14 protein-coding genes are annotated in these 13862 nt (G+C 73.4%); 9 read left to right on the top strand and 5 right to left on the bottom strand.

The annotated features are described in order from the left end of the window. Positions 1–305: 305 nt before the first annotated feature. The 5 genes from HF519_RS17540 to HF519_RS17520 are packed head-to-tail and all read left to right on the top strand — an operon-like array spanning position 306 to position 7264. Positions 306–1844 (top strand): class I adenylate-forming enzyme family protein, encoded by a 1539-nt coding sequence (locus HF519_RS17540; RefSeq protein WP_169414041.1) that lies wholly within the window; start codon positions 306–308, stop codon positions 1842–1844. Then, entirely contained in the window at positions 1841–4255 is a 2415-nt protein-coding gene (locus tag HF519_RS17535; RefSeq protein WP_169414040.1) for a xanthine dehydrogenase family protein molybdopterin-binding subunit, read from the top strand. Before HF519_RS17540 ends, HF519_RS17535 begins: the two co-directional genes overlap by 4 nt. 1 nt (position 4256) lies before the next feature. Continuing rightward, positions 4257–5036: an enoyl-CoA hydratase/isomerase family protein gene (locus HF519_RS17530; protein ID WP_169414039.1), complete on the top strand. Its 780-nt coding sequence runs from the start codon at positions 4257–4259 to the stop codon at positions 5034–5036. A gap of 18 nt (positions 5037–5054) precedes the next feature. Next, positions 5055–5942, top strand: a complete 888-nt coding sequence (locus HF519_RS17525; RefSeq protein ID WP_169414038.1) for an FAD binding domain-containing protein — start codon at positions 5055–5057, stop codon at positions 5940–5942. Continuing rightward, positions 5939–7264 carry a xanthine dehydrogenase family Fe-S subunit gene (locus HF519_RS17520; RefSeq protein ID WP_169414037.1) on the top strand — a complete coding sequence of 442 codons (1326 nt, stop codon included), beginning with the start codon at positions 5939–5941 and terminating at the stop codon, positions 7262–7264. Before HF519_RS17525 ends, HF519_RS17520 begins: the two co-directional genes overlap by 4 nt. Here the strand turns inward: HF519_RS17520 and HF519_RS17515 are convergent. The 3 genes from HF519_RS17515 to HF519_RS32440 all read right to left on the bottom strand — a co-directional run bounded on the left by HF519_RS17515 (position 7197) and on the right by HF519_RS32440 (position 8782). Beyond that, positions 7197–7754: a hypothetical protein gene (locus tag HF519_RS17515; protein ID WP_169414036.1), complete on the bottom strand. Its 558-nt coding sequence runs from the start codon at positions 7752–7754 to the stop codon at positions 7197–7199. The two genes, HF519_RS17520 and HF519_RS17515, sit on opposite strands and share 68 nt — an antisense overlap. A gap of 52 nt (positions 7755–7806) precedes the next feature. Next, positions 7807–8478: a Pr6Pr family membrane protein gene (locus HF519_RS17510; protein ID WP_312860166.1), complete on the bottom strand. Its 672-nt coding sequence runs from the start codon at positions 8476–8478 to the stop codon at positions 7807–7809. Between the two features lie 73 nt (positions 8479–8551). Continuing rightward, positions 8552–8782, bottom strand: coding sequence for a helix-turn-helix transcriptional regulator (locus HF519_RS32440; protein ID WP_169414057.1), 231 nt, complete (start codon positions 8780–8782; stop codon positions 8552–8554). A 183-nt stretch (positions 8783–8965) separates the two neighbouring features. On the opposite strand from HF519_RS32440, the gene HF519_RS17500 reads away from it, so the two are divergent. Further along, positions 8966–10183: an acyl-CoA dehydrogenase family protein gene (locus HF519_RS17500; RefSeq protein WP_312860165.1), complete on the top strand. Its 1218-nt coding sequence runs from the start codon at positions 8966–8968 to the stop codon at positions 10181–10183. Between the two features lie 107 nt (positions 10184–10290). Here the strand turns inward: HF519_RS17500 and HF519_RS17495 are convergent, their stop codons facing one another. After that, positions 10291–10683: a hypothetical protein gene (locus tag HF519_RS17495; protein ID WP_169414035.1), complete on the bottom strand. Its 393-nt coding sequence runs from the start codon at positions 10681–10683 to the stop codon at positions 10291–10293. 154 nt (positions 10684–10837) lie between these two features. On the opposite strand from HF519_RS17495, the gene HF519_RS17490 reads away from it, so the two are divergent. The 3 genes from HF519_RS17490 to HF519_RS17480 all read left to right on the top strand — a co-directional run bounded on the left by HF519_RS17490 (position 10838) and on the right by HF519_RS17480 (position 12133). Then, on the top strand, positions 10838–11056 hold the full coding sequence (locus HF519_RS17490; RefSeq protein WP_169414034.1) for a hypothetical protein: 219 nt from the start codon (positions 10838–10840) through the stop codon (positions 11054–11056). 73 nt (positions 11057–11129) lie between these two features. Continuing rightward, positions 11130–11705: a winged helix-turn-helix domain-containing protein gene (locus tag HF519_RS17485; protein ID WP_169414033.1), complete on the top strand. Its 576-nt coding sequence runs from the start codon at positions 11130–11132 to the stop codon at positions 11703–11705. Beyond that, positions 11702–12133 carry a hypothetical protein gene (locus HF519_RS17480; RefSeq protein WP_169414032.1) on the top strand — a complete coding sequence of 144 codons (432 nt, stop codon included), beginning with the start codon at positions 11702–11704 and terminating at the stop codon, positions 12131–12133. The genes HF519_RS17485 and HF519_RS17480 overlap by 4 nt, the downstream gene beginning before the upstream one ends. A gap of 290 nt (positions 12134–12423) precedes the next feature. Here HF519_RS17480 and HF519_RS17475 read toward each other — a convergent pair. Beyond that, positions 12424–13862, bottom strand: a 1439-nt coding sequence (locus HF519_RS17475; RefSeq protein WP_169414031.1) for a DUF3516 domain-containing protein, incomplete at its 5' end; no start/stop codon positions are given.

Raw genomic sequence — 13862 nt, 5'->3', positions numbered from 1 at the left:
GCCTGTGATGTCGGGTCGAAGGTCCCTTGCCGAACGCGCTGTCGTCCGGGTGGTCACCCGGCCTCCGCGGGCTCGGGCCGGGCCACCACCAGGTGGTGGATCATCAGCCTGGTCGGCGCGGGCGCGGGCGTCCACGGCGAACGCCATGGTCGTCGCGCCGACGAGACCGAGGTGCACGGCAGCCGGGCGCTGGACCGGAGACTGCGTTCTGCTGCGCCCGGATCGCTCCGCTTGCAGCCTGGACAGTTCTGGCTGTACCGTCCGATCCGGATTATCGAACTTGCCGCGATGTTGCTGGGGGTCTCATGGATCTGGCCACCGCCCTGCGCTGGGCCGCCGAGCGCTACCCCGACCGGACCGCCGTCCGTGGGACCGGACGCCATCTCAGCTACCGGCAGTGGGACGCCCGGACCGATCAGCTGGCCCGCGCCCTGGCCGGCGCGGGTGTGCGTCCGGGGGACCGGATCGCGCTGTCGCTGGCCGGCGGCGAGCCGCTGGCGAGCCTGCACCTGGCGGCGCAGAAGCTCGGTGCCGTGTCGGTGCCGCTGTCGACCCGGTTCGGTCCCGAGGAGCTGCGCTACTGCCTCGACGACGCGGCCGCCCGGCTGGTGATCACCGACGACAGCACCGCCGAGCGGGTCGCTCTGGCGACCGACGGTTCGGATGTCGTGGTGACCCCGGCCGGGGAACTGGACGCCCGCGCCGAGCGCGAGCCCGACTCCACCCTCGGCGACGGCCCTGCCGAGACCGACATCAGCGTGATGCTCTACACCTCGGGCACCACCGGGCGTCCCAAGGGCGTGCCGCGCACCCACCGCGCCGAGCACACCGCAGCCGTCGCGCACGCCGTCCAGACCCAGCAGCGCAACGGCGAGGTCGCGCTCGGCGTGATGCCGATGTTCCACACGATGGGGCTGCGCACCCTGCTGGCCAGCATCGTCGTGGGCGGCACCTGGGTGGCCCAGCCCGCGTTCGACGCCGAGGAGTCGATCGGCCTGATCCTGGACCAGGGCGTCTCGTCGCTGTACCTGGTGCCGACGATCTACTGGTCGCTGCTGCGCACCGGCCGCCTGGGTGAGGCCCGGGCGCTCGACCGGCTGGCCTACGCCGGCGCCGCGATGACCCCGTCGCTGGCCGAGCAGCTCGTCGACGAGGTGTCCCCGCGCGCGTTCGTCAACCACTTCGGCAGCACCGAGATCTACACCTTCACCATCGGCCCGGACGTGGCCGCGAAGCCCGGCTCGGCCGGCCGGGCCGGGATCTTCTCCCGGGTCCGCCTCGTCGTGCCGGAGCTCGGCGCCCCGGTGGACGCGACCGTCGCGCCGGGGGAGCAGGGGCAGGTCATCGTGTCGATGGACAGCCCCGAGGCGTTCGCCGGCTACTGGCAGCGCCCGGACGCGAACGAGAAGTCCATTCGCGACGGCTGGTACTACACCGGTGACCTGGCGACCGCCGACGAGGACGGGGACCTGTGGGTCGCCGGCCGGGTCGACGACATGATCAACTCGGGTGGGGAGAACATCTACCCGGACGAGATCGAGGCCGCGCTGATCCGCTGCCCGGCCATCGACGACGTGTGCGTGGTCGGGCTGCCCGACGAGCGCTGGGGTCACGCCGTGACCGCGTTCGTGGTCCCCGCGAAGGGCACCGACCCGTTGACCGCCGCCGAGCAGGCCGTCGCGTTCGCCCGGGAGGGCTCCGGGCTGTCCTCACTCAAGCGGCCCAAGCGGGTGATCGCGGTGGAGGCCATCCCACGTTCCGGCGTGGGGAAGACGCTGCGCCGCACGCTGGTGGCCGGCGACTTCGACGCGCTGGCCGACAGCGCGAAGGCAGGTGACGCATGAGCGGCAAATGGACCCCCAGCCGGATCGAGGACGGCCCGCTGGTCACCGGCCGCGGTCGGTTCCTCGACGACATGGACCCGTTGCCGGGCACGCTCGTCGCCGCCGTCGTGCGCTCGACGCAGCCGCACGCCCGCATCCGCGGCGTGGACATGTCCCGGGCCCGCGCCCACCCCGGCGTCGCCGCGGTGATCGGCCCGGACGAGGTGCTCGCCGCGCTGCGGCCGTTCCCGCTGTCCACCGGGGCGCCGATGCACTACTACCCGACCGGCACCGACAGGGTGCGTTTCGTCGGCGAGCCCGTCGCGGTCGTCGTCGCCACCGACCGCTACACCGCCGAGGACGCCGCCGAGCTCGTCGCGATCGACTACGAGCCGCTCGACGTCGTCGTCGGTGCCCGGGCGGCGCTGGCCGAGGACGCACCGCGGCTGCACGAGGACGCCGAGTCCAACGTGGCGACCGACCGGACGTTCTCCTTCGGCGAGGTCGACGAGGTCTTCGCCGAGGCCGCGCACGTGGTCGAGGGGGAGTACGACTTCCCGCGCTACTCGTCGGTGCCGATGGAGTGCTACAGCGTCATCGCCGACTGGCGCGAGGGCGCCGACGGGCCCTCGGTGGAGGCGTGGGCGAACTTCCACGGCCCGTTCACGATGGTCCCCGTCATGGCCGGCGCGCTCGGCATCCCCACCTCGAAGGTGCGGTTGCACGTGCCCGCCGACATCGGCGGCAGCTTCGGCATCAAGGCCGGCATCTACCCCTACGTCGTGCTGATGGCGCTGGCCAGCAAGCACTCCGGGACGCCCGTGCGGTGGACCGAGGACCGCATCGAGCACCTGCTCGCCAGCTCCACGGGGGCGGACCGGGTGATGAGGTTCGCCGCCGCGGTCACCGCGGACGGCACGGTCACCGGCCTGAAGGTCGACCTGGTCGACAACGTCGGGGCCTACCTGCGCCCGCCGGAGCCGAGCACGCTCTACCGCTGCTTCGGCAACATCACCGGGCCCTACACGATCGGCGCGGTGCAGATCCGGGCCCGTGCCGTCGTCACCAACTCGATGCCGACGGGGCTCAACCGCGGCTTCGGCGGCCAGCAGCTCTACTTCGGCCTCGAGCGGCTGATGGACGCCGTCGCCGACGCGACCGGTCTCGACGTCGTCGACGTCCGCAGGCGCAACCTCATCCGCGGGTTCCCCTACGAGACGCCGACCGGTGGCGTCTACGACTCCGGCGACTACCACGCCGCGGTGGATCTGGCCGTCAAGAACGCCGACCTCGCCGAGCTGCGCGCGCGCCAGGAGGCCGCGCGGGCCGAGGGCGCCTACTACGGCATCGGCGTCGGGCTGGTCACCGACCCGTCCGGCACGAACATCGGCTACGTCGGGCTCGCCACGCCTGCCGAGCAGCGCAAGCCCGGCCGGGACAAGTCCGGGTCGACCGAGCACGTCCGCATCTCGGTGGACATGCAGGGCCTGGTCACGGTCATGCTGGGCAGCGTCCCGCAGGGCCAGGGGCACGCCACCGTGGCCCGTCAGGTCGCCGCCGACCGGCTGGGGCTGCCGGTCGAGGCGGTCCGCGTCGTGGTCGACATGGACACCGCGACCACCCCGTGGACGGTCACCTCCGGCAGCTACTCCTCGCGCTTCGCGCCGCTGGTCACCAGCGCCGTCGTGCAGGCCGCCGACCGGATCGCGCACACCGTGCGCGCCGCCGCGTCGGTGATGCTCGACCTGCCACCCGAGGAGCTCGAGCTCGCCGACGGCACCGTCCGCCACCGCGACGACCCGTCCCGGGCCGTGCAGTTCCGGCACGCTGCCGGCGTCGTGCACTGGGACCCGGGCGCGCTGCCCGAGGGCACCCCGGCGCGGCTGTACGAGGAGGCCGCGTTCACCCCGCGCGAGGTCAAGGCGGCCACCCGCGACGACCGGATCAACTCCTCGCTGTGCTACGGCTTCGTCGCCGAGCTCGTCGCGGTCCGGATCGACCCGGACACCCTGGAGATCACGATCGACCGCGTCTCGTCCGTGCACGACGCGGGCACCGTGCTCAACCAGCAGCTGCTGGACGGGCAGGTCCACGGTGCGCTCACGCACGCCCTCGGCGGGGCGATGTACGAGGAGTTCACCTACGCCGAGTCGGGGCAGCCGACGTCGGGCACGTTCCTCGACTACCTGTGCCCCACCAGCGCCGAGACCGGCTACGACCTGCGCACCGACCACGTCGTCACCCCGTCGCCGCTCACCCCGCTCGGGGCGAAGGGCTCCGGCGAAGGCTCGTCGATGAGCTTCCCCGTCGCGCTGGCCAACGCCGTCGCGGACGCGCTACGCCCCACCGGCGTGGAGATCACGAAGCTGCCCCTGCACGGCGAAGTGCTCCACCAGCTACTCGAGAACACCACACAGAAGGAGTTGTCCTGACATGGCGCTGACCGGCGGCGACGTCATCCTGGAGCGCGGGCACGACGGTCGGGTCGCGTACCTGACCCTGTCCCACGGCAAGTTCACGGTCGTCACCTGGGAGATGCGGCAGCTCGTCGCGGACCGCTTCGCGGAGATCGACGCCGACCCCGACATCCGCGTCGTCGTCATCCGCAGCGACGGTGAGCACTTCACCTCCGGTGGTGACATCGCCGGGTTCATGGAGGTCGACCCGATCGACTTCACCGACCTCGGGCACAACGTCACCGCGCCGGCGCGCAGCCCCAAGCCCGTCATCGCGGCGATCGACGGCTACTGCTTCGGTGTGGGCCTGGAGATGGTGCTGTCCTGCGACATCCGGCTGGCCACCCCGCGCAGCCAGTTCGCGCTGCCGGAGATGAACCTCGGCATGATCCCGGGTTCGGGCGGCACCCAGCGCCTGTCCCGGCTGATCGGCCTGTCCCGGGCGAAGTTCCACATCATGACCGCCACCCGCATCCAGGCCCAGCAGGCCCTGGACTGGGGCATCGTCGCCGAGCTGCACGACGACCGCGACGCGCTCTACGCGGCGGTGGAGCAGCTGGCCGGGAAGATGGCGAACTTCTCCCCGGCGGCGCAGCGCACCGCCAAGGAGGTGCTCGACAAGGGCATCGACGCCCCGCTCTACACCGGCATCGACCTGGAGCGGAAGGCCTACGCGATGCTGCGCTCGACCCACGACTTCGCCGAGGGCGTCAAGGCGTTCGGCGAGAAGCGCAAGCCCGAGTTCACGGGGCGCTGAGATGGCAGTGGTGTTCTCATGAAGGCAGCGTCCTTCGCCTACGTCCGCCCGGCGACGCTCGACGACGTGCTCGCCGAGCTGGCGGGGGGTGACGGCAAGGTGCTCGCGGGCGGGCAGTCGCTGGTTCCGGTCCTGGCGATGCGGCTGGGCCGGCCGGCGACGCTCGTCGACATCAACTCCGTCGAGGGGCTGGACGGGCTGGCCCGCGACGGGGACGTCGTCCGGGTCGGCGCCACCGTCCGGCAGCGCACCCTCGAACGCAGTCCGCTCGCCGCCGCGGTGCCGCTGCTGCCGCTCGCGCTGCCCTTCGTCGGGCACCGCGAGCTGCGCAGCCGCGGGACGGTGTGCGGCAGCCTCGCGCACGCCGACCCCGCTGCCGAGCTGCCCGCGGTCGCCTGCTGCCTGGGCGCGACCCTGGAGGTCGCCGGCCCGGACGGACGGCGACGGGTGCCCGCCGAGGAGTTCTTCGTCGGCGCCATGAGCACCGGCGCCGGGCCCGAGGACGTCCTGATCGGGGCCGAGTTCCCGATCGCCGGGGCGGGGGAGGGCCACGGCTTCGCCGAGATCGCCCGCCGGCACGGCGACTTCGCGCTGGCCGGGGTCGCGACCCGGGTCCGGGTCGACGGCGACGGGGCCGTGCAGCAGGCCCGGCTCACCGGGTTCGGCATCTCCGACCGCCCCGTGACCCGCGACGTCACCGAGCTGCTGCGCTCGGCCGGCCCCCGGCGGGCGGAGCCGGACCTGCGGGCGGCCACCGCCGAGCTGGCCGCGGAGATCGTCGACACCGGCGGTGACGCGCACGGTTCCACCGGCTACCGCCGGCGGCTGTTCGCGGTCCTGGCCGCCCGCGAGCTGCAGAAGGCCCACCGCCGTGCCCTCCCCACCGCAACGGAGGACCCCTCATGACCGAGCTCTCCGACCGCGTCGTGGAGACACGACGCACCGATCCGGCGTCCCGGGAGTGCGTCACGGCTCCACAACGCGCGATCCCGCCGCGGGGGAAGGTGGCTGCGGGTGAGTCGGTCGCCATCGCGATGACGGTGAACGGGACCGACGTGACCGTGTCGGTCCCGGCCCGGATGCACCTGGCCGACGTGCTCCGCGAGCACCTCGGCCTGACCGGCACCCACCTGGGCTGCGAGCACGGCGTGTGCGGCATGTGCACCGTGCTCGTCGACGGCGACGCCGCCCGCGCCTGCCTGTTGTTCGCCGTGCAGTGCGAGGGCGCCGAGATCGTCACCGTCGAGGGCCTCGGCGCGCCCGACGACCAGCACCCGCTGCAGCAGGCGTTCTCCGCCCACCACGGTCTGCAGTGCGGGTTCTGCACGCCCGGCATGCTCATGAGCTCCTACGACCTGCTGGCCAACGGTCCGAAGGGCACCGAGGTCGAACCCGAGGACCTGCCCGAGGAGATGTCGGGCGTGATCTGCCGGTGCACCGGTTACCGGGGCATCCTCGCCGCGGTCGCCGATGTCGCCGCCGAGCACCCCGAGGGCCTGCCGGGCCCGAAGAACTGCGCCTCCCGGACGCTGGTCGGCCGCGGGGGCGGGCACTCCACCGCCACGCCGGGGGAGGAGGCCGCCGACGGCGCGGTGCCCGGGGCCGCGCTGCCCGCCGAGGTGCGGATGCCCGGCGGCGCTCCCTCGGCGACCGTCGAGGTGCGCAGCACGCTGTCCGCGCCGGTCGAGAAGGTGTGGGCGGTGCTGGACGACTTCGACCGGCTCGCCCGCTGCCTGCCCGGTGCGGAACTGGTCGAGGTACTCGACGGTGACCGCTACCGGGGGCGGGCGAAGGTCGCACTCGGACCGGTGAAGCTCTCCTTCGAAGGGCTGGCCCAGGTCATCGAGCGGGAACCGGCCGAGCACCGGCTGCGGGTCCTCGCCCAGGGTGCGGATACCGGCGGCAGCGCCACCCAGGCCGACATCCGGCTGGCCGCCGAGGCCGGTCCGGACGGCGGCACGGTGCTGCGTGCCGACGCCGCGCTGTTCCTGTCCGGGCGGATCGCCCAGTTCGGCCGGGCGCTGGCCGGGGACGTGAGCCGGCGGCTGTTCGAGCAGTTCGCCGAGGCGGTCGACGAGACCGCGCGGACCGGCGCCGCGCCCGACGTCAGCTCCGGGCCGAGCCCGGTGCGGATCGCGGTGGGCGCGGCCGTGGACGCGGTCAAGCGTGCGGCGGCCCGGGGCCGGCAGCGCGTGCAGGCGGCCATCGCCCGGCGCCGGGCGCGCTGACCGGGCCGCGGGAGCGGCCTCGCCGTTCCCGCGCTCCCCACCGTCCGAGCAGGGCGGCGACCCCGTCCTCGGTGACGGCCCCGGGCAGGTCGGATCCGAGGCGCTGGGCGGCGACGGCCCGCAGCCGCACCCCCAGTGCCGCCGCGCCCACCGACGCCGCGGCCGCCACCAGCGCGGGCAGTCCGGGACTGAACCCGTCGCGACCGGCGACGGCGGCCGCCGAGGCCCCACCGAGTGCGATCCGCGGGGCGAGGCCGGGCGCAGAGAGCCGGGACGGGGTTGCCGGGAGCTTGTCGGCGACCGATTCACCGCCGGAGAGCAGCGCGGTGACCGCTTTGCCGGCCCGGCCGCCGAGACGCGAGGCGAGGGCGCCCCGGTCGGTGGGCCGTGAGGTCCATGCGGCGGCGGTCAACCCTGCGGTGCTGCGCGCGCCGGATGCGGCCCCGAGCGCTGCCGCGCGGAGCAGGACCGCCGGTGTCAGCGAGGCCACCCGGATCTCTACCCGGGTCCGCGCGCGGCCAACCACCTGCGAGGCGGCCCACTCATGGCCCGGTCTGGTCGGCCGTCGGGTCCTGGGTGCTGCTCCGGCGCAGCAGCAGCCGGTCGACCGCGAGCGCCCCGATCCCCAGCGCGAGGAACAGGACCGTCACGACGATGCCGTTCAGCGCGACCCGGGCATACCCCAGCGCGGCCACGTCCATGAACGGATAGGGGTACCAGTCGACGACCGCACCCCGGGCCATCGTGACCGCGAGCCACAGCAGCGGGTAGAGCGTCGACCACGCCACGACCGCGGGTGTGACGAGGCCGCGCGGGCCGAACAGCAGCCAGCCGACCACTCCGAGCAGCGGAGCGGCGGTGTGAAGCAACTGGTCGGCGAACCACGCGACGCCGGCCGACTGACTCAGCGGGGCGAGGACCAGGTGGTACACGATCCCGGTTACGGCGATGCCGAGAACCGCGTCCAGCCGCAGGATGCGCAAGCCCGTCGCCGGCCGGGCCGGATCGAGCGCGAGCCGCAGGCTGGTCGCCCCGAGGAGCAGGTTGCTCAGGATCGTGAAGTGGGCCAGCAGGTTGGTGATGCGATCGACCGCGGTGTCGAAGCGGCCGCCCGCCGCGGCCACCACCACCTGGACGACCAGCCCGAGGGCGACGACCACGGCGGTCAGACCGAACCAGGCGCGGGCGATGGCCGCGGCCGGGGGGCGGATCACGAGCGGGACGCTACTGGGGGAACGGGCCTCGGACCAGCCACGAACCAGCCACGGACCGGCCGTGAGCAGGCCGTCAGGCCCGCTGACCGCCGTCGACTCCGGGGGTGACGACGTCCTCGATGCGGCACCGGAAGAGCGCGGCGATCCGGAAGGTGAGGGGGAGGCCGGGGTCGGACCGTCCCTTCTCCGGCGAGAGGACGGTCTGCCGGGAGACGACCAGCTCGTCGGCCAGGCGGCCCTGCGACCGGCCGAGCTCGGGGCGACGTCGTCGGCGGGGCCACGAACAGCCACCACCCCAGGGCAGCCCCGGGCACGAGCGCGCAGGCCCCGAACACGAGCGTCACGCGGGACGGGGCGTCGGGGCCGGACCTGGCGCTGATGCGACTGGTCTCGGCGGGCTGCGCCGGCTGTGAGCGGGGGAGCGCCCGCGGAGTGAGGCTGCCGGTCCTGCCGCGCGTCCGGCGCCCGGTTGTGGCACAACATCACCGTGACCGACACCTCCACGCCACTCGCCGACCTGATCCCGTCGCCGGTTCCCGTGGTGCCCCCGCCGTACCACTCGCCCGAGCGCGAGAAGCTGCAGGCGCAGGCGCGCCGGTTCGCGGCCGACCGGGTGCTGCCGATCGCCAACGAGCTCGACCCGGTGAAGGGGGAGATCCCGCGGTCACTGCTCGCCGAGATGGCCGAGCTCGGCTACTTCGGGATCACCGTGCCGGCCGAGCACGGCGGGCTGGGTCTGGGCGCGTTCGAGTACTGCATGGTCGCCGAGGAGCTCGCCCGGGCCTGGATGAGCGTCGCGAGCATCATCGCGCGGGCCCAGGGGGCCGGCACCGATGTCGCCGACGAGGCCCGCCGCAACGATCTGCTGCGGCGCAGCGCGCGAGGGGAGTGGATCGGGGCGATCGCGCTCTCCGAGCCCGACGCGGGCTCCGACCTCGCCGGGGTGGCGACCCGCGCCGAACGCGACGGCGACGAGTACGTGCTCACCGGGCGCAAGCGCTGGACCGGTAACGCCAAGGCGGCCGACTTCATCCAGGTGCTGGTGCGGACCGCCGATCCCGGCCCGGACGAGCCCCGCTCGGCCGGACTCGCCACCCTGCTCGTGGAGAAGGAGCGTGACGGCTTCCCGCCGGGGATCACCGGTCGGCCGATCGACAAGATCGGCTACCACGGCTTCGTCACCTGGGACCTCGAGTTCGACGGGCTGCGGGTGCCGGTGGCGAACCGGGTCGGTGAGCGCGGCTTCGCGGAGACGCAGCAGTGGCTCAACATCGCGCGCGTGCACACGGCCGCGCGCGCCGTGGGCCTCGCGCGGGCCGCCGTCGAGGACTGCATCGTCTACCTGCAGCAGCGCGTGCAGTTCGACCACCCGATCGGCGACTTCCAGGCCGTCCGGTTCAAGCTCGCCACGATGGCCGCCCGGGTGGAGCAGGCGCGGGCCTTCTACCAGCACGTCGCGCACCTGATCGATCTCGGCCGGCCGTGCGAGCGGGAGGCCGCCATGGTCAAGCTGATGGCGACGGAGATGGCGGCCGAGGTGACCGGCGACGGCATCCAGCTGCACGGCGGCAACGGCTACACCACCGAGCACCAGGTCGAGCGGCACTGGCGCGACGCGCGGCTGACCACGATCTTCGAGGGCACCAGCGAGATCCAGATGAAGATCGTGGCCGACCGGCTGCTGCCGCGCAGCCCCCTCGGCTAACGACCACCCGCTGATCAAGGGCAGAGGGGGCCTTGTCGATCTTCAGTGGCCCCCTTCCGCCCTTGATCGACGCGCGGGCCGAAACGCGGGGCGGAACGCGCGGGGGGTCATTTCCGGGGGCCATCGGGGGAATCGGTCTGCTTGCGGCGACCGCCACGCTGCATGTCCCCGGTCGTGGTGCGGCGGCCGGGGTCGATGAGCCGCTTCCACTTCCCCTGTGCCGCCTGGCGGCTACCGAGCTGGGCCTGGACCGTCTCCGCGACCTGGGCCCACGTCATGCCGTCCTTGCGGAGTTGACGGATGAGGTCGCGCTCGTAGTAGTCGGCCAGCCTGCGCATCTCCTGGACCAGGGCGTACCAGGTGGCCGCGCCGTTGCGCGTGAGCGCGCCGTCCTTGCCGAGCCCCTTGAGCGCGTCGAGCTGCTCGATGATCGACGGCTTGCCGCTGGTCGTGGCCAGTCCGGCCTGCTCGAGCCAGCGCTGCGCCTCCTCGTACTTCATAGGTCATCGATACATTGACACATCCATTTTGTCAACCTTGCCTTGACGGCCACCGGGGAATGTCAGGTACGCCCGATTCGTCCTGGCTCTTGCGTTCGGGTGACGTGAGCCCCAGGCTGTGGATCCCGCGATCAGCGGACGGACGGGGGAGGCCATGCCCACGGTCCCTCGCGTACTCGCGTTCGCCGCTGCCGCGGCGGTGGTGGGTGCCCTCGACGGTGGGGCCGCGCGGCTCCTGATGCGGGGTATCGCGCTGACGATGTACCAGCGCCCGGGCTTCGGTCTGTCCGCGACCCTGTTCAGGGCGATCCGACTCGTCGAACGGCTGGCAGCCCGGCGCGCGGGGGCGTCGTCGGCCCCATCCGTGCAGTAGAGCCCGGGACCGGCGGGTGCCGTGCGGGATCCACGGCTGGCCCTACCGCTTCACGCAAGGTACATTGCGTGATGTGGTAGCTCCGGCTCCTCCGCTCCTGCCGATCTTCCGCAGTCGGCTGCAGGGAGATCTGCTGGCCGCGTTGCTGCTGGTCCCGGACGGGGAGTTCACGCTCAGCACCCTCGCCCGGCGCACCGGAGCGTCCCTGTCGGCGGTGCAGCGCGAGGTGGACCGCCTGGAGGAGGCCGGCATCGTCGCGTCGCGGCGGATCGGCAACGCGCGGCTCGTGTCGGGCGACCCGGGATCCCCGGCGGCGGCGCCACTCGCCGAGCTGGTCGCGCTGAGCTTCGGGCCCGTGCAGGTGCTCACCGAGGAGTTCGCCGATCTCGACGGCATCGACGTGCTGGAGGTCTTCGGCTCCTGGGCGGCGCGCCATGCGGGGGAGCGGGGTCCGGCGCCCGCTGACGTCGACGTCCTGGTGGTCGGTTCGCCCGACCGCGACGCGGTGCACGACGCGGTGGCGCGGGCCGAGGAGCGCATCGGCCTGCCGGTCAACGCCACCGTGGTGTCGCCGGACCGCTGGGAGACCGGTGACGACGGCTTCGTCCGGCGGGTCCGCTCGGCCCCGCGGGTCGGGATCCCACGGTGAGCGGCGATGTCGACCGGCTGCTCGCGGCGGCCCGGCTGGAGCGGGTTCCCCCCGACGCCGTGGCCGCGCACCGGGCCATCCGCGCGGCCCGCCGGCACCTCGAGTCCGCCGAGGCGCTCGCGGAGGAGGATCCCGATCTCGCCTACACCGCGCTCTACGACGCGATGCGCAAGGCGTGCGCCGCGCTGCTGCAGGGACGCGGGCTGCGCGCGACGAGCCGGGGCGGGCACCTCGCGGTGCAGAACGCCGTGACGGCCCTGTACGGGCGGACCGGGGTGCTGCGCCCGTTCGACCGGGTCCGGCGCCGGCGCAACGAGGTGGAGTACCTGGGCCAGGAGGTCCATCCCGACGACGTGCTCGCCGACCTGCCTGCCGCCCGCCGGATCGTCGAGTTCGCGGCGCGGCGGCTCGACGGCCCGGCGCCCTGACCTCACAGGAGCCGGTGACCGACGACGTGCTCGGCCTGCCACCGGCCTGCTCCACCTCAACTGTCAATGAGTCAATGACGCTCTCAAAACGTCAACCTTACGTTGACAAATCCTCCGCACGCCGGCGCACATGGCCCCACCACGTGCCCGTTGTCGGCCTCACGCGCAGGCCGGAACCCGCGCGAGGGGACGAGACGTTCGCGTGGCCCGGCCCCCGGGCCTGTGCCGGATGGCCACGTTGCGGGCCCCGGCGGGTGCGCCGCTGCGAACCTGCGCCGGTGCTACCGGTGCTACAGCCCGCCGAGCGGCTCCACGCCGGTCACCCAGACGACCGCGCTGCCCTCCTCGTCGGACGCGGCAAGGTCGATCTCGGCGGTGATGGCCCAGTCCCGGTCGCCCGCGGGATCGTCGAGCACCTGCCGGACGATCCAGCGCTCGGGCTGCTCCTCCACGGTGATCAGCTGCGGGCCGCGGGCGTCGGGGCCGATGCCGATCGCGTCGTGCAGCTCGAAGTAGGGCTCCAACGCCTCGCGCCACGCGTCGGCGTCCCAGCCGGCCTCGCGGTCGAGCTCGCCGAGGAGGTCCCAGCGCCGCAGCGCCGCCAGCTCGACGCGGCGGAACATCGCGTTGCGCACCAGCACCCGGAACGCGCGCTTGTTCGAGGTGACCCCGCTGGGCAGGGCATCGACGCGCGGGGGAGCGATCTCGGCGCCCGAGTCCACCCCGGCCGCGAGCTTCTCCCACTCGTCGATGAGGCTGGAGTCGACCTGGCGGACCAACTCGCCCAGCCACTCGATGATGTCGGTGAGCTCCTCGGTCTTGGCCTCGTCGGGGACGGTCTGGCGCAGCGCGCGGTAGGCGTCGGCGAGGTAGCGCAATACCAGTCCCTCGGAGCGGGCCAGCTGGTAGTGCGAGATGTACTCGACGAAGGTCATCGCCTTCTCCGACATGTCCCGCACCACCGACTTCGGCGACAGCCGGGCGTCGGACACCCACGGGTGGCCGGCGCGGTAGGTCTCCAGGGCGGCCTCGAGGAGCTCGGCGAGCGGCTTCGGGTGGGTGACGTCCTCGAGGAGCGCCATCCGCTCGTCGTACTCGATGCCGTCGGCCTTCATCGCCGCGACGGCCTCGCCGCGCGCCTTGTTCTGCTGCGCGTGCAGCACCTGGCGCGGGTCGTCGAGGGTGGCCTCGATGACCGACAGCACGTCGAGCGCGTAGCTCGGCGACTCCCGGTCCAGCAGCTCGACCGCGGCCAGCGCGAACGGCGACAGCGGCTGGTTGAGGGCGAAGTCGAGCTGCAGGTCACCGACGAGCCGGATCCGGCGCCCCTCGGCGTCGGGCTCGGGCAGCTCTTCGACGACGCCGGCGTTGCGCAGCGCCCGGTAGATCGCGATCGCGCGCAGGATGTGCCTGCGCTGCGCCGGGCGTGGCTCGTGGTTGTCCTCCAGCAGGTGGCGCATGGCGGTGAACGCGTCGCCGGGGCGGGAGATGACGTTGAGCAGCATCGCGTGGGTCACGGCGAACTGGCTGGTGAGCGGCTCGGGCTGGGCAACGGTGAGCTTCTCGAAGCTCTTGTCGCTCCAGCCGACGAAACCCTCGGGCGGCTGCTTGCGCACGATGCGACGCCGCTTCTTGACGTCGTCGCCGGCGCGGGCGAGTAGCCGCGCGTTCTCCACCTCGTGGTCGGGCGCCTCGGCCACCACGGTGCCGACGGTGTCGTACCCGGCCC

Source organism: Pseudonocardia bannensis (assembly GCF_012911875.1).
Classification (GTDB): domain Bacteria; phylum Actinomycetota; class Actinomycetes; order Mycobacteriales; family Pseudonocardiaceae; genus Pseudonocardia; species Pseudonocardia bannensis.
Note: the sequence above shows the minus strand (reverse complement) of the source record. Positions and strands in the feature narration are given on the sequence as shown.

Excerpts from the sequence above, each read along its gene's own strand:
- HF519_RS17540 (WP_169414041.1), top strand. The coding sequence starts at position 306 with ATGGATCTGGCCACCGCCCTGCGCTGGGCCGCCGAGCGCTACCCCGAC.
- HF519_RS17535 (WP_169414040.1), top strand. The coding sequence starts at position 1,841 with ATGAGCGGCAAATGGACCCCCAGCCGGATCGAGGACGGCCCGCTGGTC.
- HF519_RS17530 (WP_169414039.1), top strand. The coding sequence starts at position 4,257 with ATGGCGCTGACCGGCGGCGACGTCATCCTGGAGCGCGGGCACGACGGT.
- HF519_RS17525 (WP_169414038.1), top strand. The coding sequence starts at position 5,055 with ATGAAGGCAGCGTCCTTCGCCTACGTCCGCCCGGCGACGCTCGACGAC.
- HF519_RS17520 (WP_169414037.1), top strand. The coding sequence starts at position 5,939 with ATGACCGAGCTCTCCGACCGCGTCGTGGAGACACGACGCACCGATCCG.
- HF519_RS17495 (WP_169414035.1), bottom strand. The coding sequence starts at position 10,683 with ATGAAGTACGAGGAGGCGCAGCGCTGGCTCGAGCAGGCCGGACTGGCC.
- HF519_RS17490 (WP_169414034.1), top strand. The coding sequence starts at position 10,838 with ATGCCCACGGTCCCTCGCGTACTCGCGTTCGCCGCTGCCGCGGCGGTG.